Origin of the sequence: Xanthomonas sp. LMG 12460 (assembly GCF_009192895.1) — a bacterium.
GTDB classification, from domain to species: Bacteria; Pseudomonadota; Gammaproteobacteria; order Xanthomonadales; family Xanthomonadaceae; genus Xanthomonas_A; species Xanthomonas_A sontii.
In genome coordinates this window covers 80436-101759 of the sequence record NZ_NKUH01000017.1, presented here as the reverse complement: position 1 = coordinate 101759, position 21324 = coordinate 80436, and the positions used below count along the sequence as shown (strand labels likewise).

The window sequence follows — 21324 nt, the reverse complement described above, 5'->3', positions numbered from 1 at the left end:
CTTGCGCGATGTCCGCCCGCCTCGACATCGCCGATCCCCACACCGCGGCCGCGCGCATCCGCGCGCTGGCGCGCACGTTGGGCTTCCAGCGCTGCGGTATCGCCGGCATCGAACTGCAGCAGGACGAGGCGCATCTGCGCGACTGGCTGGAACAGGGCCTGTACGGCACGATGCACTGGATGGCCCAGCACGGCGACAAGCGTTCCCGCCCGGCGGAGCTGATCCCCGGCACATTGCGGGTGATCTCGGTGGGCCTGGACTACGGCCGCAACGACGACGATTCGGCCTGGGACACGCTGCGCGACGGCGAGCGCGCCTACGTCGCGCGCTATGCGCTGGGCCGCGACTACCACAAGCTGATGCGCAACCGTCTGCAGAAGCTGGCCGAGCGCATCCAGGACGAGATCGGCCCGTTCGGCCACCGCGTGTTCGTCGATTCGGCGCCGGTGCTCGAACGCGCCCTGGCGCGCGACGCCGGCCTGGGCTGGATCGGCAAGCACACCTGCCTGATCGACCGCAACGGCGGCTCCTGGTTCTTCCTCGGCGAGATCTACGTCGATCTGCCGCTGCCGATCGACCCGCCGGCCAGCGCCCACTGCGGCACCTGCACGCGCTGCATCGACGTCTGCCCCACCCAGGCGATCGTCGCGCCGTACCGACTCGATGCGCGCCGCTGCATCGCCTACCTCACCATCGAACACGACGGCGCGATTCCCGAGGAACTGCGCGCGGCGATCGGCAACCGCATCTTCGGCTGCGACGACTGCCAGCTGATCTGCCCCTGGAACAAGTTCGCCAAGCGCAGCGACGAGCCGGACTTCCGCGCGCGCAACGATCTGGACAAGGCCACGCTGGCGCAGTTGTTCGCCTGGGAGGAAGACGAGTTCCTGCGCCGCACCGAAGGCAGCGCGATCCGCCGCAGCGGTCACGAGCGCTGGCTGCGCAATCTGGCAGTGGCGCTGGGCAACGCGCCGACCACGCCACAGGTACTGGCCGCGCTAGGCGCGCGCGCGCAGCATCCCTCGCCGCTGGTGCGCGAGCACGTGCAGTGGGCGCTGGCCCGGCATGCAGCCAAGTCGACGCAGCCGGACGCAGCTGCCGACGTGCGAGGATAGGCGTCCGTACGCCCTGCACTGCCCGCATGTCCGATCGCGCCGACCAGATCCTCAGCCCCAGCCAGCTCAACACGCTGGCCCGCGACCTGCTGGAGAGCGCCTTCCCGCTGGCCTGGGTGGAAGGCGAACTGGGCAACGTCACCCGCCCCTCGTCCGGCCACCTCTATTTCACCCTGAAGGATGCGCGCGCGCAGGTGCGCTGCGCGATGTTCAAGCCCAAGAGCCAATGGCTGCGGTTCGTGCCGCGCGAAGGCCTGCGGGTGCTGGCGCGCGGGCGCCTGACCCTGTACGAAGCGCGCGGCGACTACCAGTTGGTGCTGGATCATCTGGAGGAAGCCGGCGAAGGCGCGTTGCGCCGGGCGTTCGAGGAGCTCAAGGCCCGGCTCGCCGCCGAAGGCCTGTTCGCCAGCGAGCGCAAGCGCGCCCTGCCCGGCTTCGTGCGGCGCCTGGCGGTCATCACCTCGCCCAGCGGCGCCGCGGTGCGCGACGTGTTGAGCGTGCTCGGCCGGCGCATGCCGCTGCTGCAGGTGGACATCCTGCCGAGCCTGGTCCAGGGCGACAGCGCCGCGGCGCAGATCGCCACGTTGCTGCGCCAGGCAGACGCCAGCGGCCGCTACGACGCGATCCTGCTGACCCGCGGCGGCGGTTCGCTCGAGGACCTGTGGGCGTTCAACGACGAACACCTGGCACGCACCATCGCCGCGGCAGTCACCCCTGTGGTGTCGGCCGTCGGCCACGAGACCGACGTGACCCTGGCCGATTTCGCCGCCGACCTGCGCGCGCCCACCCCGTCGGTCGCCGCCGAATTGCTGGTGCCCGATCAGCGCGATCTCGGCGCGCGCCTGCGCTCCCAGCATGCCGCGTTGCTGCGCTGGCAGCAGCACCGGCTGCGGCAAGCGCAGCAACGCGCCGACCGCGCCCTGCTGCGCCTGCAGGCGCAGAGCCCGCAGGTGCGCCTGCAGTTGCTGCAGCGCCGCCAGCAGGAGATCGGACGGCGGCTGGCGGCGGTATGGCGTCAACAGCAGGAACGCCGGCATGCCCAGTTGCGCCATGCCGCCGCGGTGCTGCGCGCCGCGCAGCCGCAACGGCGGCTGGCGATGCTGCGGGTGCGCCTGCTGGCGCTGGGCCGACGTCCGCAGGCGGCGATGGCGCGGCAACTGCAGACCGATGCACAGCGCCTGCGCGCACTGGCGCGCGCCCTAGAGACGGTCAGCCCGTTGGCGACCGTGGCGCGCGGCTACAGCATCCTGACCCGCGTCGACGACGGCAGCGTGGTGCGCTCGGCCGCCCAGGTGGCGCCCGGCGATCGGCTGCGCGCACGCCTGGCCGACGGCGAACTGCAACTGCGTGCCGAGCGCGCAGAGTGACCCGTCCACCCGCATCGCCTCGCCGCTCATGACCGACAGCATTCACGAAGAAAGGATCAAGGCGATCCTGCAGGGCATGCGTCGCGCCGAACGGCGCCGGGCCGGGCGGCGCGCCGACAGCAGCGACCTGCTGTCGCTGATCGACGGCGCCGCCTATGGCGCACCGGAGGATGCGCAACGCGCACTCGCCTGGCTGGCGTATGACGGCACCCTGGAGCATCTGAACCACGCCGACCTGCACAATGTCGGCGACACCATCTGCGTGGCCTGGAACGGCTGCGGCAGCGATCTGGCGACGCTGTCGCAATGGCTGCGGGAGGTGCGCCTGGCCGATGGCCGCAACGCCCTGCAGGCGCTGCGCGACGGCGACAGCGCAGACCTGCTGGCCGCGGCACTGACGGCATTTCCCGGCTGACGCCGAGCGGTTGCAGCATCCGTCCCACACGGTGGCCTGCGACGCGTCACCCGGCATGCACGATGCACTGCCAGACAGCAGGCGCCAAGGCACATCTTCCAGGGCGCCAGCCACCGCCGGCGGAAGCAGCCGGCCACAGCGAACTGCAAGTCGCTGCCCCAAGCGTCGTACAGCGCGCGGCAAAGTCCCAGCGATGGCCCAATCCTCAGCGCCTGTCGCCCATGTGACACCGATCCGCCCGCAACGACGCGCCGGCAGCGTCCACTCAGTCCAGCGGCGCGACCACCAGCAGCGGGTCGAGGTCGTACCCCATCGCCACCGCCTTGGCCTTGATGCCCTCGAACACGCTGCGCTGCATGCGCGGCGAGCGCGACAGCACCCACAGGTACTTGCGTCCGGGTTCGCCGATCAGCGCCCATTGATAATCCGGGTCGAGCGCGATCACCCAGTAGTCGGCCCACACCATCGGCAGCCAGGCCAGCCAATCCGGCGCGAAGCGCACCTGCAGCCGCCCGGGATGGCCCTCCACCCGCCGGGCCACACCGTCGGCCGCCAGCGTGTCGCCGCTGGCGGTGCGGCAGGCGTTGCGCACGCCGACCTGACCGTCGTCGCGCAGCACATAGGCCGCGGTGACGTCGCCGACGCATTTCTTCTGGAAGGAAACCGGCAGATGCGCGATCTCGTGCCATTGCCCGGCATAACGGCCGAGATCGAACGCGGCGACCGAGCTCACCGGCTGCGCGGCGCGCAGCGGCGGTGCGAGGCACAACAGGCACGCCAGCAACAGCAGCGCGATCGGCGAAAGGCGCATGCGCAGGTTCCGATGGACGGGAAGCAGCAGCTTATGCAGGAGCGGCGCAGCGATGTAAAGCGCTGCGCGGGACGCCGGCCGTCATGGCGCGGCGGTCAGTTGCTCAGATCGGCCATGGAGCGCTGGTCCGGCCGGCTGGCGCACTGCACCGGCTCGCGCAGCACCACGCGCTCGACCACCCCGTCGCGCCGCTGCAGGTAGGTATTGACCATCACGCACTCGGAACCGACCTGCTCGATGTAGGGCGCATCCGCACCGGGACCGCCCTGCTCGCCCGCATGCTCGGTCCGGTCGGAAGGGGCCGCCACGGCGTTGCCGGCCATGGCCAACAGCAGGGCCACGCCGCCACATCTCCGTCCGAATCCGCTGGTCATTGGCAGGTCCCCCCCCGATTGCCCGTGCCTATGATTACGACAGGCAGCGCCATTGATTGAGCGGAAGATCCCGAAAAACCGTGAACTGGGTGCAGTTGTCTACGGACGTGGACACACCTTCTTCACACCCGATCAGGGCAAAGGACCGTCGCAACAGGCCTCGCGCATGCGGAAATCCGCATAGCGCAGGAGATCGGCCAGGGCGCCGAATGGCGACGCCGTACGCCACCTTCGACGACGGCGACCAAGGCAGCACAACACACCGCCAAGGCATGCAGATGCCGCAAACCCTCGCGGCAAAAGAAAAGGGCCCGCATTGCTGCAAGCCCTGAAAGAATGGTGGCCGAGGACGGAATCGAACCGCCGACACGGGGATTTTCAATCCCCTGCTCTACCAACTGAGCTACTCGGCCACTGCGCAACGCGGCAGGACCGGTGCGAGGACGCGCATCATAGCGAGGTGATCGGGATTGGGCAAGCGCAATGTTGCAGAATTTTCCTACCGACCGCCGCGGCCTGCGCCGACTGCGTCCGATCCGAGGGGGCGCGATGCTGGACACGTCCTCGGCATCCGGCCGGCGCACGGCAGGGACGCCTTGGTGATGGCCGCTGGCCGGATCGCCGAGGACACCGACCGGACGCCCGGCCAGCCGCGGTCATTCCGCCGTACCTGAACGTCCGCAGGCACGTGCGGGTCAGCCTGGATGATCTGGTGGGTTGCTGCGCCAAGGGCGATCGGAGAAGCAGCAACGGAGGTGGATGGCATAACGGAACGGAGTAATGGCCGGCCCACAGGCCGGCCGCATGCCGGATTGAGGGCTGACGGCAGATGGCACGACGTGGACGACGCCATCGCGCAGCTAGGTTGGGCGGGCCTGCCATTCCAGTGGCGGAAGCGCTCGACACCAAGCGAAGGCGCCAATAGAGCGTGTCCGCTGTCGGCCTTGCGTCACGTCACGCGCGCGACCGCCGGCATGCCGCCAGCTTCCGCAGCCCGCGCAGTCCGGGGCAGGCTCCGCCATCGCTGCGCCACCACGGCAGACAGGGGTGTGGTGTAGTCTTCGCCGGTCTTCCTTTCCGTGGATTCCGCCCATGCGTCACCCGCTCCGCCTCGGCTTGCTCGTGTTGTGCACCGCGTTGCTCGGCGCCTGCGGCGACGGCATCGTGCGGCGTGTGTCCGACCCGGCCGCCAGCGTGCAGCAACTGACGGTCAACATGGACGGCAGTTGGAAGGTGGACCTGCGCCTGCAGAACTACAGCAGCATTCCGATGCGCTACGACACCCTGCGCCTGGACCTGGGTGTGGGCGGCGAAGCGGCCGGCAGCCTGCAGGCCGCGCCCGGCATTTCGATCGGCCCGGAGACGGCGGACGTGGTGAGCGTCGCGCTGAAGCCCAGCTCGAGCGCGCGCATGGCCGTCGCCGACGCCCTGGCCGGCCGCCGCAGTCTGGAGTACACCCTGAAGGGCAGCATCGCCGCGACGCCGGAAGACAAGAAGCCGCGCAGCTTCGAGATCGACACCCGCAACATGCTCTCGCCCGCGCCCGGCCTGGACGGCGTGCTGCGTTGACCCGGCGGTGGCGCTGAGGCGCCACCTGCCCCGCTCTCTCTCTCTCTCGAACGCGACATCCCGGTTTCCGGGGCGCGGAACGCGCCTGCGCGTCGACCTGCGCTTCACCGGACACAGGCGCTGCCTCGACCTTCCACGCGCCACGCTAATGCGTTGCGCCCTCGGCGCAGGCCTGTCCGCGCGTTTTTCCTGGACTCCCCCTTCAGCGGGCCGCGTTCAGCCGGCGTTACCGCAAAATTAATACATAAATGTATTATTTACACATATACAAATCATCGAGCCGCGTATGAGTCGCTTCGCCGCCACCGAGCAGCGCCTGGACGTGACCGCCCGCAAGCATCCGCACTTCCCGCGGCAAGCCGCGCTGGTCCTGCGGCTGATCAAGCTGCTGCACAAGCTCAGCCTCGACCAGAGCAACGAGGTGTTGCGGCCCTATGGCCTGAGCTACGCCGAATACAACGTGCTGATGATGATCGACGCCAGCCCCGACGGAATCTTGAACCCGTCCCAGCTGAGCGACGCGGCGGGCGAGAAGTCGGCCAACATCACCCGTCTGACCAGTCAGCTGGTCGACAAGGGCCTGATCCAGCGCATGCCCAGTGCCGAGGACCGGCGCATGCTGCTGCTGCGCCTGACCGAGGCCGGCGAGCGCCTGATCGAGGCGCTGATCCCCGACCTCTCCGTCCAGCTCGACACGTATGTGCGGCACCTGGATCCGGCGGCGCTGGCGCAGTTGCAGGCGCTGCTGAAGACCCTGCTGCGCGGGGTCGAGGACGCCGCATGAGCGCGCAGCACCCCAACGCCGCCGCCGCTGCCGAGGCAGCGCCAGGCCTGCGCACCCTGCTGGCCGACGCCCTGCGCGGCGAAGGCGAGGCCTGGCTGTTCGTGCTGCGCACGCTGCTGTCGATCTATCTGGCCGGCTGGATCGCCCTGCGTCTGGACCTGGCCTCGCCGATGACCGCGATGATCACCGTGGTGGTGGTGATGCACCGGCAGACCGGCATGGTCTTCGCCAAGGGCTTCTACCGGGTGCTGGGCACGCTGATCGGCAGCGTCGCCGCGCTGACGATGGTGGCGCTGTTCCCGCAGGAGCCGGTGCTGTTCGTGCTGGCGCTGTCGCTGTGGATCGGCGCCTGCACCGGCGGCGCGCTGCTGTACCGCAACTTCAAGGCCTATGCCTTCGTGCTGTCCGGCTACACGGTGGCGCTGATCGCGCTGCCGGCGGTGAACCAGCCGCAGAACGTGTTCAACCTGGTGGTGGCGCGGGTAACCGAGGTGGTGCTGGGCCTGCTGGTGACCGGCATCGTCAGCGACGTGGTGTTTCCCAGCCGGCTGCGCCAGACCCTGCGCGACACCGTGCGCCGCGCGTCCGACGGCTTCCTGGACTTCGTCCGCGACGCCACCGGCGGCCAGTTGCCGCGTGAGGCGATGGAGCAGGCGCACCTGCGCTTCGTGCGCGACGCGGTGACCATCGAGGACCTGCGCAGTTCGGTGGTGTTCGAGGATCCGGAGGCACGGGTGCGCAGCGGCCGCCTGCGCCTGCTCAACCAGCGCTTCATGGCGGTATCGACCAGCTTCCAGGCGCTGCACCACTACATCAACCGGCTGCTGCGCAGCGGCGATGCGGAGGTGGCCGAGGCGCTGATCGGCCTGTATCGGCCGCTGAAGGCCGCGCTCAGCGATCGTGGCGGACGCGAGGGCGCGGCCGCGACCGCGCGCAAGCTGGCGGCGTGCCGCGATGCGCTGGCGACGCGTGCGGCCGAAGCGCGTGCGGCCCTGCCGGCGGCACGGCACGAGGGATTCGACACCGGCGTGTCGCTGCTGCAGCGGTTCTTCGCCGACCTGCACGACTACGTGGCCACCGAGGCGACCCTGGTCGCGCCGCAGCAGTGGCGCACGCCGCAGGACCGCGGCGACACCGCGGTGTTCGTGCGCGGCAACGACTACGCCGCGGCCGCACTGACCGCGCTGCGCAGCGCGCTGCTGGTGGCGACGATGTGCTGGCTGTGGATCCAGGCCGGCTGGATCAGCGGCGCCACCGCGGTGTTCCAGGCAGTGGCGCTGAGCGCGATCCTGTCGTCCAGCGCCAACGCGCCCGCTGCCGCGCGCTCGCTGTTCAAGGGGTTCGTGTTCGGCATCGTGCTCGGCGTGGTGTGCCAGTTGCTGGTGCTGCCGCAGATGGACGGCTATGTGCTGTTCGTCGCCGGCACCCTGCCGTTCCTGCTGGTGACCCTGTACCTGGCCTCGAAACCGGCGCTGTACGGCTTCGCCACCGGCGCCAACCTGGCCTTCGTTTCGATCCTGGCGGTCCAGCCGACGCCAAGCTTCAACGCCGCGGCCACCTTCAACAGCGTGGTGCCGCTGCTGCTGGGGACGCTGGCGGTGAGCGCGACGTTCGTATTCGTGCCGCCGGTGATCGGCACCCGCTGGCAGCGCCGGCGCCTGCTGGAGCGGCTGCGGCGGCAGACCACGCTGGCCGCGCGTGCGCCGCTGCCGGGGCTGGCGCTGCAACTGGAGAGCGTCAACCGCGACCTGTTCCAGCAGATCGTCGCGCACACCCCGCCGGGCAGCGACGAACTGCGCGACCTGCTCGGCTGGGCGCTGTCGGTGCACGAAACCGGGCGCACCCTGGTCGAACTGCGCCGCGATGCGGCCGAAGGCACGCTGCCGCCGGCTTTGGCCACCGCAGTGGAGGCCGCCGTGCAGGCACTGGCCGACCTGTATCTCGATCCCAGTCCGCAACGGCACCGGCACGCCTTGCAGCGGGTGGAGGCAGCGCTGGCCGCCAGCCAGGTGGAAGGCGCGGTACCGCTGCGCTGGAAGCCCACCCGCGAGCACTTGTTGCTGCTGCGCGGCGCGCTGCTCGACGCCGATTCCGTTCTCGCCGCGCTGGCCGATACGCCTGCGCCGACCACCGCCACCCCAGGAGCCGACGATGCTGCTGCCCGCTGAACTCTCGATCGCCGGCGTGTACGTGCCCGGCCTGCTGGTGCTGGGCGTGGCCCTGCTGCTGGTGGCCTGGGCGCTGGACGCGGTCGCCGGCCGCGCCGGCCTGTATCGCTACGCCTGGCATCCCTCCCTGTTCCGTCTGGCCGTCTACGTCGGCGCCTTCGCCGCACTCGGCCTGCTCCTTCTTCCGTGAGTCCCGCCATGAAGACCCCTGCCCTGATCCGTTTCGCCCTGACCGCCATCGTGGTGCTGGTCGCCGCCCTGCTGGCGCATGCGCTGTGGCGCCATTACATGCTCTCGCCCTGGACCCGCGACGGCCGCGTGCGCGCGGAAGTGGTGCGGATCGCGCCGGACGTGTCCGGCCTGGTCGATGCGGTCGCCGTGCGCGACAACCAGCACGTCAAGCGCGGCGACCTGCTGTTCAGCGTGGACCGCAAGCGCTACGAGCTGGCCCTGGAAAAGGCCCGCGCCAACCTTGCGGTCGCGCAGGCGCAGGCGCGTGCGGCCGGCGCCAGCCTGTCCGCGGCGGCCGCCACCCAGGCAGCCAGCGAAGCGGAATTCCAGATGCGCCGCGCCCAGGCCGAACGGCGCGCGCGTGCCGCCGCGGTGATCTCCGCCGAAGCGCGCTCGGACGCCGAAGCCACTGCGCGTTCGGCGCAGGCCGACGTGCACCGCAGCGCGGCGCTGCGCGGCCAGGCCACCGCGGCGCAGGCGCAGGCGGTGGCATCGGTGGAACAGGCGCAGGCCGCGCTCGACCTGGCCGAGCTGGATCTGCAGCGCACCCAGGTCCGCGCCACCGCCGACGGCTACATCACCAATCTGGAAGTGCGCGTCGGCGACTACGCCCAGGCCGGCAGTGCGCGCCTGGCGCTGGTGCGCGACGATGCGATGTGGGTCTACGGCTATTTCGAGGAAACCAAGCTGCCGCGGGTCCACGTCGGCGACCGCGCCGACATCCGCCTGATGAGCGGCGGCCTGATGCTGCACGGCCAGGTCGAGGGCATCGCCCGCGGCATTTCCGACAGCGACAATCCGACCGGCACCTCGCTGCTGGCCAACGTCAGCCCCACCTTCAACTGGATCCGCCTGGCGCAGCGCGTGCCGGTGCGCATCCGCATCGATCCGGCCAGCGTGCCGCAGGGCACCCTGCTCGCTGCGGGCATGACCGCCACGGTCAGCGTGCATCCGCGGGAAAACTGATGCCGCGCCTATGGGGCCTCCAGCGATCAGGCGGGCTCACGTGTAGGAGCGGTTTTCGGGGCAGCTCCAACAACGACGAAACGTCATTTGCAGGAGCGGCTTGAGCCGCGACGCGCATTCCTGCTACATCGCGTCGCGGCTGAAGCCGCTCCCACACGTTGCAAGGACAGATCCCGCCGAGCCGCGGCAACAACGGGTTGCCGGTGGCGCGCTCGTAGCCGCAGCAGACGCCTACCGCAGAAAACCAGCACGGCGCAGGCCTTGCACCTGCGCGCATGCTGTCGCCGCGGTCACCGCAGTCCTCAGTCCTTGGCCTGCCGATTGACGCCGAGGAAGCGCCCGGCGATCACCGCATAGCCGCTGCGCGACACCGTGCTGCCCGGATCGAAGTAGGCATGCAGGGTCGGCTGCAGGTCCTGCGGCCCCTGGGTCACCGCGAAGCGCGCGTTGAGGATGCCGGCATCCAGCGCCAGCTGCACATAGCCGCGCAGGTTGCTCGGGATCGCCGCCACGTCCTCGATCGGCAGGCGCTGGTTGTTGTAACTCACCGACAGCGTGCCGTCGAAGGCCAGCGCCTGCGTCTGCAGGCCCAGCGCCTGCACCAGCGAATACGCCAGCTGCAGTTTGCTGACAGCGTCGTTGGGGCGGAAATCGCCGGCGACCAGCCCCAGCACCGCGGCCTGGTTCTGCTGCAGGTCGCGCAGCACCCCGCCCTTGCCCACCGCCGCCTCGGCGAACGGATAGGCCGGGTCGTTGCGGCCGAGCCCGCTGAAGCTGGGCGTGGCCGGCAGCGCCTGGCGCACGCCGGCGCCCATCACCAGGTAACGCGCCAACTCCGCGCGCTTGAGCGGATTCTGCGGGCGGAACAGGCCATCGGCGTAACCGTCGATCAGGCGGTTGGCGACTGCGTACTCCACCGCGCCGCGATCGCGATCGCCGCTGGCGACGTCGTTGAGGCCGGTGTAGCCGCCGCTGCGCAGGAAATCCAGGGTGCCGCGCACCGTGCCCGGGGCCGCGATGCCGTTGCTGCCCTTGGGCGCCACCGGCACGCCGCTGATCGAACCGATGCCGCGCACACTGATGGTCCAGGTGCCCGGCTTGCCCGGCGCACCGACACTGACCGTGCTGCCCAGCAACGGCAACGCCACCGGCGAGCCATGGCTGACGCCGTCCGGATCGGTCAGCACCAGCGCCTGGGTGTTTGCGTCGATGGTGGCCTTGGCGCTGACCCAGGCGACGTCCTTGCCGACGGTGAACGCCTGGGTCTGCGGCGTGCCCACCGGCGAGAACGCCACCTCGAACGGCTGGCTGCCGCCGGGCAGCACCAGCGCATTGCTGTAGAACGGATGCAGGGAATTGACCGTCTTGCCGAAGCCGCTGCGCTGCTTGCTCGCTTCCAACAGCGAGGCATAGGCATTCACGTAGCCCGCGCCAGCCTCCCAGTATGTGCGCCCGGGGATGTTGGTGGCAGTGCGTTCGAGCAGGTCCTTGACCTGGTCCGGGGTCAGGTCCGGATTGGCCTCCAGCAGCAGCGCGACGATGCCGGCCACGTGCGGGGTGGCCATCGAGGTACCGCTCATGGTGGTGTAGAACGGCAGTTGCGCAGGGGCGATCAGCTTGCTGTCCTTGTCCGCGGCCAACGGCGGCAGCGCGCCGGTGGAATCGCGGGTGGAGACGATGTCCACGCCGGGCGCGCTGATCGTCGGCTCGTTGAGATAGGTCCAGGTCTTGCCGTCGGCCATGGTGAAGCTGCCGCTCTCGCCGCGCTTGCCGCGCGAGGAGAAGTCGGCCAGCGTGCCGTCCTTCTCGCCCGCGGCCACCGAGATCACCCACGGCGCCTGCGCGTACGGATTGTGGGTGTCCTCGTTGGGGCCGTCATTGCCGGCGGCGAACACGCTGACGATGCCGCGCTTGTACAACTCGTAGGTGGCGACGTTGACCGGATTCTGCGGATCGAACTTGCCGGAGGAGCCCCAGGAATTGCTGGTGACGCGGATCGGATCCTTGAAGCTGAACTGATGCGTGGCCGCATAATCCAGACCGCCGACCGCGTCCAGGATCAGCAGCACCGCGCCGGATCCGTAGCCGACCAGACTGGCGCCGGTCGCCACGCCGCGATAGGCGCCGTTGGACTGCGCGCCGGTGCCGCCGACCGTGCCGGCGCAGTGCGTGCCATGGCCGGAGCCGAGGTCGGTGTTGGGCACGCCCTCTGCATAGGTGATCGGCAGCATCGCATCGACGTTGGCCAGGTTGGTGGTGCCCAGCACGTTCTGCACGACGCGGGTGCCGTAGGCGAGATCGCGATGGGTGGCATCGATGCCGGAGTCGTTGATCATCACCCCGACGCCGCGGCCACTGTAGGGCAGCGCGCGGCCGAAATCGCCGGGATTGCCCTGCGCGCGGTCCACGCCGGTCAGCTCGCGGGCTTCCTTGTTGAAATAGCGCAGCGGTGCGTTGTAGTAGATCGAGGCGACGTCGTCGCGCTGCGCCAGCGCGCGGATCTCGGCAGGCGTGGCCAGCGCGCCAGCGATCGGCAGCGTGCGCATGGTGATCCCACGGGTGATGCCCAGCGCATGCAGCGCGGTGAGTTGCGAGGCCGAGACCGGCCCGGACTGATCGTAGGTGATCACGATCTGCAGTGCGTCACCGGCCGGCGCAGCAGCGAGCTTGGCTTCCAGTACTTGGTCGAGATGGGCAGCGGCCAGGGCGTCGCCGCCGGCGAACACACCGCCGGCGAGGACGGCGCAGATACCCACGGCAAGAACGGGACGGCGAATGGACATTGCGGAATCTCCGGATCGTCGAAGCCCGTAGCGGGCGGCCACCGCAGCGTGCCGGGCGCGCCGATGCGCGGCCAATCCGGTATCGCACCCAGGCCGGCCGGGTGGAAACACTCAGCCGCGGCGCATGCAACTACCACGGGATTGGAGGGTGCGCTCCCCTGTCGCCGCTCGCGGCAGTCGGCACTGCACGGCGAGCCACACGCCGGGGCATGCCACCCGACCCAGCGAACACCGCGGCTGGAACGGCAACAGAGTGCATTGCAGGCAGAGGGCGCCGACATGCGGCAAAAACAGGGGGCGGGAGCGGCGTGCCCGATCCGGCGCATCGGCGCGCGGTGCGGCCGAAAGGAATGCGGGACGTGCGGGGCCCATTCCGATTCCCGGACGCCATTCCGGGGAGCGGTGGAACCCCGCACGTCCAGCACGGGGGATCGCGGTGGCTGCCGACCACGCCGCCGAACGGCGACAGCGTGATCGAAGGCAACCGCGAAAACGTCAACGACATCAGTCGATCGGACGGCGCTTCATTTGGTCGAAGAACGGCGGCCTCCGGACTGCATCGCAAGCACCGACACGGCGGTCGACTGCGCTTGCAGCGGATCGGGCGGACGCTGGCGTCCGCCCGATCCGGTCACTTCTTGCTGGCTTCGCGCAGCGCCGAGTAGGCGTTGAGATAGCCGGCGCCCACTTCCCAGGACGCACGTCCCGCCATCGGTGTGGCGGTGCGCTCGATCAGGTCCTTGACCTGGTCCGGGGTCAGGTTCGGATTGGCCTCCAGCACCAGCGCCACCACACCCGCCACATGCGGCGTGGCCATCGAGGTGCCGCTCATGGTGGTGTAGAACGGCAGCTGCGCCGGCGCGATCAGCTTTTCGTCCTTCTGCGCGGCCAGCGGCGGCAACAGGCCGGTGGAGGCGCGGGTGGAGATGATATCCACGCCCGGCGCGGTGATGCTGGGCTGGTTGATGTGGGTCCAGCTCTTGCCGTCGGCGGTGGTGAAGGTATCGCGCTCGCCGGCCTTGCCGCGCGAGGAGAAGTCGGCCAGCGTGCCGTCGACATTGCCGGCGGCGACCGAGATCACCCACGGCGCCTGCGCATACGGGTTGTGGGTGTCCTCCTTGGGACCGTCGTTGCCGGCGGCGAACACGCTGACGATGCCGCGCTTGTACAGCTCGTAGGTGGCGACGTTGACCGGGTCGGCCGGGTCGAACTTGCCGGAGGTACCCCAGGAGTTGCTGACGACGCGGATCGGATCCTTGAAGCTGTTCTGGTGCGAGGCCGCGTAGTCCAGGCCGCCCACCGCATCCAGCACCAGCAGCACACCGCTGGAGCCGTAGCCGACCAGGCTGGCGCCGGTCGCCACGCCGCGGTACTTGCCGCCGGACTGCGCGCCGCTGCCGCCGACCGTGCCGGCGCAGTGGGTGCCATGGCCGGAACCGGCGTCGGTGTTCGGCACGCCCTCCAGGTAGGTGACCGGCAGCATCGAGTTCAGATTGTGCAGGTTGGTGTTGGCCAGCACGTTCTGCACCACGCGGTCGCCATAGGCCAGGTCGCGGTGGGTGGCGTCGATGCCCGAGTCGTTGATCAGCACGCCGACGCCGCGGCCGGTGTACGGCACGGTGCGGCCGAAGTCGCCCGGATTGCTCTGCGCGCGGTCGACCCCGGTGGCCTGGCGCGCGTCCTGGTTGAAGTAGCGCAGCGGCGCGTTGTAGTAGATCGAAGCGACGTCGTCGCGCTCGGCCAGCGCCAGGATCTCCTCCGGCGTGGCCAGCGCACCGGCGATCGGCAGGGTCTGCATGCTGACGCCGCGGGTGATGCCCAGGTCGTGCAACACGGTCAGCTGCGCCGCCGAAACCGGCTTGGACTGCTTGTAGGTGATGACGATCTGCAACTCGTCGGTCAGCGGCGTGCTGGCCAGCTTGGACTCCAGCAGGCTGTCCAGATGCGCGGCGGCTTCGGCCTTGCCGCCAGCGAAGACTCCACTGGCGAGCACAGCGCAAATGCCGATGGCGAGTGCGGGACGACGGATGGGCATCTGGAATCTCCGGTTGGTGGGCCCGGGACGGGCGGGTGACTGCAGCCTGACGCGGCCGCGCGGTGGCGCCTATCCGGGATCGCCCCTACTGCACGTGGGTGGAAACACCCAGGGCCGCGTGCATCACCCGTACGGATCGGTATGATCTGGACGAAGGCCGCTGCCGCGCGCCGCGGTGCCGGGCGGAACGCAGGCGCGGTGCGCAGTGCCGGCACATGCAACAGGGGGTTTCAGATGCACACGATGTTCGCAAGGGTTTGCCTGCTGTTCTGCGCCGTCGCGGCGTGCGGCGGGCTCGCCGCGCAACCACTGCCGGTGCAGGTGGACGTGAGCGGCAATGTGGCGACGGCGGCAATCGGCGCCGGCCCGCACCCGCTCGCGGAACTGACGCTGGAGTTCGACAACGCCAGCGGTCTCAGCCCGGCCAACCTCGGCCTGAGCGCAGAACTGCTGACCCCGGCCCAGGTCACGGCCTTGCTGCCGCGGCTGCCCAGCACGCAAACCGGCCAGGTGCCGTCGCAGTTGCCGCTGCTGATCACGGTGACACCGCCACCGAGCGGCGGCCTGACGTTCCGGCGCGTCGTGCATGTGGAGCTGCACACCCATGCGCTGGCCTATACCGCCGACAGCACCCTGCGCCTGTTCAAGGCCCCGGAGGGCGGCGATTTCCGCGACATCACCGACGAGATTGCCCCCGGCAGCGTCCGCGCCCGCGGCACCACCGGCGGCTTCTCGCAGTTCATCGTGCTCCACGACCTGCGCCCGACCGCCAACGTGGTGGCCGCCAAGCTGAGCCGGCTGCAGGCGCTGGTGGCGCAGTTACCCGCCAGTGAGGCAGCGCCGCTGGCCGCGATGCTGAACAGCGTACAGAGCGCCCTGGCCAATGCCGACTACACCGCTGCCACAGTCGCGCTGGACGGGTTCCGCGAGCAGGTGTCGTCGCGCGCCGGCCATGGCATCGCGCAAACCTGGAACGCCGGCATGAGCGCAGGCAACCCCGCCGGCGAACTGCTGGCCGGCGCCGCGACGCTGCGCTTCTCCATCGACTACCAACGTCTCTACGCGCCTTGAGCGCTGCGGGACCGGTCGCACCCACCGCGACGGAGGACACGCCGCGATGCCCGCGCGCCTGACTGCCTACCTGCCCGACGCGCCGGCACCGACGCTGCTGCTCGCCGCCGGGCAGACCCTGGCGATCGGCCGCGCGGCCGACAACGCGCTGGCGCTGGAACACCCTTCGGTGTCGCGCTGGCACGCGCAACTGCAGCCGCAGGCCGACGGCCACTGGCAGTTGCACGACCTGGGCAGCAAGAACGGCAGCTTCCGCGATGGCGTGCGGGTGGCCGCGCCGATCGCGCTGGAGACCGCGACCTGGCTGCGCTTTGGCGACATCTACGCCGAGTTCGCCCCGCTCAGCCCGGCCGATGCGGACCTGGCCGAACGCCGCCAGCGCGCCCGCTGCGATCGCGCCACCGCCCTCACCCAAGGGCTTGCCCAGATCGGCGGTCTCGACGATCTGCTCGGCGCCAGCCTGGACGCGGTGGTCGAACTGGCCCAGGCCGAACGCGGCCTACTGGTTCTGACCGATTCGCACGGCCAGCGCGTCGCGGCCAGCCACGGGATCGGGCCGCGGCCGCTGCAGCACAGCCTCCCCGGCAGCGAGGGCGCCCTGCACCGCGCCCTGCGCGACGGCCAGGCCACCGTGGCCCACGACGTCGGTGGCGTGCCGTGGCTGGCCGAGCGCGCCTCGGTCTGCGCCGCCGGCCTGCGCACCCTGCTGTGCCTGCCGCTGCGCGACGGCACCCGCGTGCTCGGCGCGATCTATGCCGACAGCCGCCGCGCCGGCAGCGCCATCGGCGCGCTGGACATGCAGTTGCTCGAGGCCTTCTGCGAGCGCGCCGCGCTGTGGATCGCCGCACGCCAGGCGCTGCGCGACACCGGTGCGGAACAGGGGCCTGGGCCGGCATGAGCGATGCGGCCACCGTCACCGGCCTTTACGCGCAGGAGAGCCTGACCCCGGGCGACGTGCTGGCGGGCCGCTTCCGCATCGAGCGTTTGCTCGGCATCGGCGGCATGGGCCTGGTGTACCTGGCCCACGACCAGGCGCTGGGCATCGACGTGGCGGTGAAGCTGCTGCGCCCGGAGCTGGCGCAACGGCCGCAGGCCTTCGCCCGCTTCCGCCAGGAACTGCTGCTGGCGCGGCAGGTGTCCAGCCCGCACGTGATGCGCATCCACGACCTGGCCGAACACGCCGGACGCTGGCTGATCAGCATGGACTACGTGGACGGCGAGTCGCTGGAGGCGCGGCTGCAGCGCGAGGAACGGCTGGACGTCGACACCGCCCTGCGCATCGCCGGCGACATCGCCCGCGGCCTGCAGGCGGCGCATGCGCGCGGCGTCGTGCACCGCGACCTCAAGCCGGCCAACATCCTGCTGCAGCGTGGCGGCGATGCGCTGATCAGCGACTTCGGCGTGGCCTGCTCGATGGCCAGCAGCGGTCTCGGCGCGACCCTGGGCAACGTCATCGGCACGCCCGCCTACCTGTCGCCGGAACAGGCGCGCGGCGACGCGCTCGACCCGCGCAGCGACCTCTACGCGCTGGGCCTGATCCTCTACGAAATGCTCGCCGGGCAGGTGCCGTTCGCCGGCGGCACCCTGTCCGAGACCCTGGCCCAGCGCATGCTGCGTGAGCCGCCGCCGGTGGACCGGCTGCGCGCGGACGTGCCGGGCTGGCTAGTGCGGTTGCTGCAGCGGCTGCTGCGCCCGCAGCCGCGCGACCGCTTGCAGCACGCCGGCGAGGTCATCGTGGCGATCGAGCGCCGGCAATTACCGCGCGATCGTCGGCGCTGGCGCCGGCTCGGCCTGGGCCTGGCCGCGACGCTCGCCGGTGTTGCCCTGCTTGGCGTCGGTGCCTGGCAGTGGCAGGCGCAACGCGCCAGCGCCCCGCCGCCGGTGGTCGCCGCGCAACCGCTGCCGCGCCTGCTGGTCCTGCCGCTGGCCGGCGACCCGGGCAGCGCCGAGCAACGCCTGGCGCTCGGCAGTTGGCTGCGCGGCAGCCTCGGCGAAACGCTGACCGTGGTCGATGACGCGCGCACCCGGCAGGCGTTGCGCCAGTACGACCCCACCGGCCAGGCGCCGCTGGACGTGGCGGCGCTGCGCCGGCTCGCTTCGGCGCAGCGCGTGCTGCAGCCGAGCCTGCAACACCAAGGCGCTGGCTGGCGCCTGCAGGCGCTGCTGCACCCGGCCAGCGGCGCGCCGCAACACATCGACGGACCGACCGCCGCCGATCCGGCCGCGGCCTACGCCGCCTGGTTGCCGATCGCGTCCAGGGCGCTGCTCGGCGAAGGCGCCACCCTGCCCGACGACCTGCCCGCACCTGCCGCGCTGCAGGCGTATGCGCGCGGCCTGGCAGCGCAGCAGCACGACGACAGCGCGCAGGCGCTGCAGCAGTTCGCCGAGGCCAGCGCGCAGGCGCCGCAGTCCGCGCCGTTGCGCCTGGCCGAGGTGGTCGCGGCGCAAGCCATCGGCGAAGAACAGAAGGCGCGCGAGGCGCTGGATGCGCGCGCGCCTGCGGCGCCGGCGCGACCGCGCACCCTGGCCCTGCTGGCGGCGCTGCGCCTGGAAGCCGAAGACGATCTCGCCGCTGCCGACAGCGCCTGGCAGGCGTTGGCCACGGCCCGGCCCGACGACAGCGAGGTGCAGTTGCAGGTCGCGCGCATCCAGGCGCAGGCCGGCCACCTGGACGCGGCACGCGATCGCCTGCGTGCGCTGGCGCAGCGCGACCCCGACGACCCCCGGCTGTGGTTGGCGCTGGGCAAGCTGGCGATCCTCAGCGGCAACGCCGCCACCGCGGTGGACGACGACCTGCTGCGCGCGCAACTGCTGTTCCGCCGCGGCCGCGACCTCTATGGCGAAGCGGAGACGGTGAACGCATTGGGCGTGGGCTATGGCCGGCTCGGCCTGGCGCAGCAGGCACAGGCGCAGTACCTGCGCGCGGTGGAACTGCGCCGGCAGGTCGGCAATCGCCGCGGCGTCGCCACCAGCCTGCGCAACCTGGCCGGCACGCTGAGCATCGGCGGCGCCTTCGCCGAGGCCGAACAGAAACTGCAGCAGGCACAGGCGCTGTACGTCGAACTCGGCGACCGCGACGGTCAGGCCGCCGCCGCCAACGAACTCGGCCTGCTGGCCGAGGAGCGCGGCGACTATCCGCAGGCGCTGCAGGCGTTCCGCGGCGCGCTGACCGCCTGGCGCGCGATCGCCGATGCGCACGGCGTCGCCGAGACGCTCAACAACATCGGCTTCGCGCATTTCCAGTTGGGCGACCTGGACAGCGCCCAGGCATTCTGGGAACAGGCCGCGCGCGCCTATGCCGACCTCAACGACGCCACCGGCCGCGTGCGCACCGCGCAGAATCTCGGCCTGCTGGCCACCGCACGCGGCCACTGGACCCAGGCGCAGACCTTGCTGAGCCAAGCGTTGCGCGAGGCCGAGCGCCACCAGATGCTCGAGGAAGTGGCGGTGAGCCGGCGCAACCTGGCCGAACTGGCGTTTTGGCAAGGCCAGCGCGCGGTGGCGCTGACCGAACTGGACCAGGCGCAGCGGCTGTTCCAGCAGAGCCGCGACCAGCGCGGGCAGACCGACATCGCCCTGCTGCGCGCGCAGGTGTGGCTGGCGCTGGACGACCCGGCGCAGGCGCGGCTGGCGCTGCAGCAGGTGCAGCGGCAAGCGCCCGCCTCGGTGTCCAGCGAACAGCGCGCGAGCGCGGCGCTGCTGCAGGCGCAACTGGCCGAACGCGACGGCGATGACGCCGCGGCCGCCGCCGCGCTGCGCCAGGCCGAGGCGCTGGCACGCGCCAGCGGCACCCGCCTGCTGCAACTGCAGGTCCAGGTACACGCGGCGCACGACGAATCCGCGCTCGCCGCGCTGGAGGGCGACGTCGCCCGCCTGGGCAATGCCGGGCTGCGCCTGCGCTATCTGCAGCAGGCGCTGCGCTACGGCGCGACCGACCAGGTCGCGGCGCGCTATGCGCAGGCGCAGGCCCTGCTGCTGCGCGGCAGCCCGTTGTTCGCCGCCGCCCTGCACACGCAGGCCGCGCAGCGCCTGGACGCGCTCGGCGACCACGCCGCCGCACAACGCGCCCGCCGCGCCGCGGCACAGGCCACTGTCGCGCGCGCACAGACCACGCCATGAACGACGCCGCCACGACCGCCGCCGAACGCTACCGCCTGCTGCTGCAGCGGCTGGAAGCCAACGAACGCGAATTCCGCCGCCTCGGCCGCGCCGTGGTCAAGGTGCAGGAGGACGAACGCCGGCGCCTGGCGCGCGAACTGCACGACGGCGTCGGCCAGAACCTCACCGTGCTCAAGCACCGGTTGGCGCAACTGGGCGCGGCGCTCGGCGCGGCCGACGCCGCGTTGCGCGCGCCGCTCGAGGACGCCATCCAGCTGTGTACGCAGGCACTGGAAGACACCCGGCAGATGTCGCGCTTGCTGCGCCCGCCGATCCTCGACGACCTGGGACTGGAAGCCGCGCTGGGCTGGCTCGGCCGCAGCCAGTCCGCCGCCGGCGCCACCCCGGTCAGCGTCGAGATCGGCCCGCTGCCGACGCTGGACGAAGCGCTGCAGACCCTGCTGTTCCGCAGCGCGCAGGAAGCGCTGACCAATGCGCTGAAGCACGCGGCTGCGCAGTCGGTGCTGTTGCGGCTGGTGGCCCGCGACGGCTGGGCGCATCTGCAGGTGCTCGACGACGGCCGCGGCTGCGACCCGCAGCAGGCGCTGGTGGCCGGCGGCAGCGGCCTGAGCGGCCTGCGTGAACGCCTGCGCCTGAGCGGCGGCAGCCTGCGCCTGCAATCGTCCCCGGGCGAGGGCTGCTGCGTGCAGATCCGGGTCCCGCTGGAGGCCGATTGAACGTGATCGCCCTGCCCCGCCCCGACACCCGCGCGGCGCTGCACACGCCGCGACATCCCGCCTGTCGGCGCGCTTGGAGCGCACCGGCATGAGCGCGCCGATCCGGGTCCTCATCGCCGACGACCACACCCTGGTGCGCGAAAGCCTGGTCGCCGTGCTCGACGCGATCGACGGCATCCAGGTGGTGGCGCAGGCCGCCGACGGCATCGAGGCGCTGGCCAAGGCCGAGGCGACCAGCCCGGATGTGGCGATCGTGGACATCTCGATGCCGCGGCTCAACGGCATCGACGTGGTCCGGCGGCTGTGCGAGACCGTGCCGCTGGCGCGGATCCTGGTGCTGACCATGCACGAGGAACACGAATACGTGCTGCACGCGGTGCGCGCCGGCGCCTCCGGCTATCTGCTCAAGGACAGCGCCAGCGCCGACCTGATCGCCGCGGTGCGCAACCTGCACGCCGGCCGCGGCCACTTTTCGCCGCAGGCCGCGCAGGCACTGGTGGCGCAGATGCAGCAGCCGCAGGCGCTGCCGCCCGATCCCTACCGCAGCCTGACCGCGCGCGAACGCGAGGTGTTCCACCTGATCGTGGAGGGCCGCACCACCAAGGAGATCGCGCGAGTGCTGCAGATTAGCGTCAAGACCGCCGAGAACCACCGCTTCCGCGTGCTCAACAAGCTGGGCATGCGCAATACCGCCGAACTGGTGCGCTACGCGGTCCGCCACGGCCTGCTCGACTGAACGGCGCCGCGCAGCGGCGGGTTCGGCGCGGCTGCGCATACTCCATACGCCATAGTATCCTGGG

17 protein-coding genes and 1 tRNA gene are annotated in these 21324 nt (G+C 71.0%); 13 read left to right on the top strand and 5 right to left on the bottom strand.

Annotation, left to right across the window (positions count from 1 at the left end; genetic code table 11):
- Nucleotides 1–8 precede the first annotated feature (8 nt).
- The 3 genes from queG to CEK66_RS03755 are packed head-to-tail and all read left to right on the top strand — an operon-like array spanning nt 9 to nt 2897.
- Complete coding sequence (gene queG / locus CEK66_RS03765) at nt 9–1115, top strand: tRNA epoxyqueuosine(34) reductase QueG (RefSeq protein ID WP_152235992.1); 1107 nt, start codon at nt 9–11, stop codon at nt 1113–1115.
- A gap of 26 nt (nt 1116–1141) precedes the next feature.
- On the top strand, nt 1142–2482 hold the full coding sequence (gene xseA, locus CEK66_RS03760; protein ID WP_152235991.1) for an exodeoxyribonuclease VII large subunit: 1341 nt from the start codon (nt 1142–1144) through the stop codon (nt 2480–2482).
- 28 nt (nt 2483–2510) lie between these two features.
- Entirely contained in the window at nt 2511–2897 is a 387-nt protein-coding gene (locus CEK66_RS03755) for a hypothetical protein (RefSeq protein WP_152235990.1), read from the top strand.
- Between the two features lie 265 nt (nt 2898–3162).
- Here the strand turns inward: CEK66_RS03755 and CEK66_RS03750 are convergent, their stop codons facing one another.
- From CEK66_RS03750 to CEK66_RS03740, 3 genes are all read right to left on the bottom strand, one after another.
- Nucleotides 3163–3708, bottom strand: a complete 546-nt coding sequence (locus CEK66_RS03750) for a lipocalin family protein (protein WP_043092287.1) — start codon at nt 3706–3708, stop codon at nt 3163–3165.
- A 95-nt stretch (nt 3709–3803) separates the two neighbouring features.
- A complete protein-coding gene (locus CEK66_RS03745) occupies nt 3804–4082 on the bottom strand; it encodes a hypothetical protein (RefSeq protein ID WP_226978485.1) in 279 nt (92 codons plus the stop codon).
- Nucleotides 4083–4419: 337 nt separating this feature from the next.
- A tRNA-Phe gene (locus CEK66_RS03740) sits at nt 4420–4495 on the bottom strand.
- Between the two features lie 679 nt (nt 4496–5174).
- Here CEK66_RS03740 and CEK66_RS03735 point away from each other — a divergent pair.
- The 5 genes from CEK66_RS03735 (at nt 5175) to CEK66_RS03715 (ending at nt 9800) form a co-directional block, all read left to right on the top strand.
- A complete protein-coding gene (locus CEK66_RS03735) occupies nt 5175–5651 on the top strand; it encodes an LEA type 2 family protein (RefSeq protein ID WP_043092291.1) in 477 nt (158 codons plus the stop codon).
- Nucleotides 5652–5937: 286 nt separating this feature from the next.
- On the top strand, nt 5938–6435 hold the full coding sequence (locus CEK66_RS03730; RefSeq protein ID WP_152235988.1) for a MarR family transcriptional regulator: 498 nt from the start codon (nt 5938–5940) through the stop codon (nt 6433–6435).
- The gene (locus CEK66_RS03725; protein WP_152235987.1) at nt 6432–8603 is read left to right on the top strand and encodes an FUSC family protein; all 2172 of its coding nucleotides are present in this window, start codon (nt 6432–6434) and stop codon (nt 8601–8603) included. Before CEK66_RS03730 ends, CEK66_RS03725 begins: the two co-directional genes overlap by 4 nt.
- Entirely contained in the window at nt 8587–8793 is a 207-nt protein-coding gene (locus tag CEK66_RS03720; RefSeq protein ID WP_017911897.1) for a DUF1656 domain-containing protein, read from the top strand. Before CEK66_RS03725 ends, CEK66_RS03720 begins: the two co-directional genes overlap by 17 nt.
- 8 nt (nt 8794–8801) lie before the next feature.
- Complete coding sequence (locus CEK66_RS03715) at nt 8802–9800, top strand: HlyD family secretion protein (RefSeq protein ID WP_043092294.1); 999 nt, start codon at nt 8802–8804, stop codon at nt 9798–9800.
- Between the two features lie 302 nt (nt 9801–10102).
- Here the strand turns inward: CEK66_RS03715 and CEK66_RS03710 are convergent, their stop codons facing one another.
- Nucleotides 10103–12583, bottom strand: a complete 2481-nt coding sequence (locus tag CEK66_RS03710; protein ID WP_152235986.1) for a S8 family serine peptidase — start codon at nt 12581–12583, stop codon at nt 10103–10105.
- Nucleotides 12584–13214: 631 nt separating this feature from the next.
- On the bottom strand, nt 13215–14618 hold the full coding sequence (locus CEK66_RS03705) for a S8 family serine peptidase (RefSeq protein ID WP_017912698.1): 1404 nt from the start codon (nt 14616–14618) through the stop codon (nt 13215–13217).
- Between the two features lie 141 nt (nt 14619–14759).
- Between CEK66_RS03705 and CEK66_RS03700 the strand changes: the two genes are divergently transcribed.
- The 5 genes from CEK66_RS03700 to CEK66_RS03680 all read left to right on the top strand — a co-directional run bounded on the left by CEK66_RS03700 (nt 14760) and on the right by CEK66_RS03680 (nt 21260).
- Complete coding sequence (locus CEK66_RS03700; protein ID WP_226978484.1) at nt 14760–15689, top strand: DUF6689 family protein; 930 nt, start codon at nt 14760–14762, stop codon at nt 15687–15689.
- Between the two features lie 46 nt (nt 15690–15735).
- A complete protein-coding gene (locus CEK66_RS03695) occupies nt 15736–16587 on the top strand; it encodes an FHA domain-containing protein (protein WP_152235985.1) in 852 nt (283 codons plus the stop codon).
- Nucleotides 16584–19808: a serine/threonine-protein kinase gene (locus CEK66_RS03690; RefSeq protein WP_152235984.1), complete on the top strand. Its 3225-nt coding sequence runs from the start codon at nt 16584–16586 to the stop codon at nt 19806–19808. Before CEK66_RS03695 ends, CEK66_RS03690 begins: the two co-directional genes overlap by 4 nt.
- Nucleotides 19805–20524 (top strand): sensor histidine kinase, encoded by a 720-nt coding sequence (locus CEK66_RS03685; RefSeq protein WP_017911264.1) that lies wholly within the window; start codon nt 19805–19807, stop codon nt 20522–20524. The genes CEK66_RS03690 and CEK66_RS03685 overlap by 4 nt, the downstream gene beginning before the upstream one ends.
- Before the next feature lie 88 nt (nt 20525–20612).
- Nucleotides 20613–21260 carry a response regulator transcription factor gene (locus CEK66_RS03680; protein WP_017911263.1) on the top strand — a complete coding sequence of 216 codons (648 nt, stop codon included), beginning with the start codon at nt 20613–20615 and terminating at the stop codon, nt 21258–21260.
- Nucleotides 21261–21324: the final 64 nt, after the last annotated feature.

Bases quoted from the DNA above. Each gene is read 5' to 3' on its own strand.
- queG (WP_152235992.1), top strand. From the start codon at position 9: ATGTCCGCCCGCCTCGACATCGCCGATCCCCACACCGCGGCCGCGCGC.
- xseA (WP_152235991.1), top strand. From the start codon at position 1,142: ATGTCCGATCGCGCCGACCAGATCCTCAGCCCCAGCCAGCTCAACACG.
- CEK66_RS03755 (WP_152235990.1), top strand. From the start codon at position 2,511: ATGACCGACAGCATTCACGAAGAAAGGATCAAGGCGATCCTGCAGGGC.
- CEK66_RS03750 (WP_043092287.1), bottom strand. From the start codon at position 3,708: ATGCGCCTTTCGCCGATCGCGCTGCTGTTGCTGGCGTGCCTGTTGTGC.
- CEK66_RS03745 (WP_226978485.1), bottom strand. From the start codon at position 4,082: ATGACCAGCGGATTCGGACGGAGATGTGGCGGCGTGGCCCTGCTGTTG.
- CEK66_RS03735 (WP_043092291.1), top strand. From the start codon at position 5,175: ATGCGTCACCCGCTCCGCCTCGGCTTGCTCGTGTTGTGCACCGCGTTG.
- CEK66_RS03730 (WP_152235988.1), top strand. From the start codon at position 5,938: ATGAGTCGCTTCGCCGCCACCGAGCAGCGCCTGGACGTGACCGCCCGC.
- CEK66_RS03725 (WP_152235987.1), top strand. From the start codon at position 6,432: ATGAGCGCGCAGCACCCCAACGCCGCCGCCGCTGCCGAGGCAGCGCCA.
- CEK66_RS03720 (WP_017911897.1), top strand. From the start codon at position 8,587: ATGCTGCTGCCCGCTGAACTCTCGATCGCCGGCGTGTACGTGCCCGGC.
- CEK66_RS03715 (WP_043092294.1), top strand. From the start codon at position 8,802: ATGAAGACCCCTGCCCTGATCCGTTTCGCCCTGACCGCCATCGTGGTG.
- CEK66_RS03710 (WP_152235986.1), bottom strand. From the start codon at position 12,583: ATGTCCATTCGCCGTCCCGTTCTTGCCGTGGGTATCTGCGCCGTCCTC.
- CEK66_RS03705 (WP_017912698.1), bottom strand. From the start codon at position 14,618: ATGCCCATCCGTCGTCCCGCACTCGCCATCGGCATTTGCGCTGTGCTC.
- CEK66_RS03700 (WP_226978484.1), top strand. From the start codon at position 14,760: ATGATCTGGACGAAGGCCGCTGCCGCGCGCCGCGGTGCCGGGCGGAAC.
- CEK66_RS03695 (WP_152235985.1), top strand. From the start codon at position 15,736: ATGCCCGCGCGCCTGACTGCCTACCTGCCCGACGCGCCGGCACCGACG.
- CEK66_RS03690 (WP_152235984.1), top strand. From the start codon at position 16,584: ATGAGCGATGCGGCCACCGTCACCGGCCTTTACGCGCAGGAGAGCCTG.
- CEK66_RS03685 (WP_017911264.1), top strand. From the start codon at position 19,805: ATGAACGACGCCGCCACGACCGCCGCCGAACGCTACCGCCTGCTGCTG.
- CEK66_RS03680 (WP_017911263.1), top strand. From the start codon at position 20,613: ATGAGCGCGCCGATCCGGGTCCTCATCGCCGACGACCACACCCTGGTG.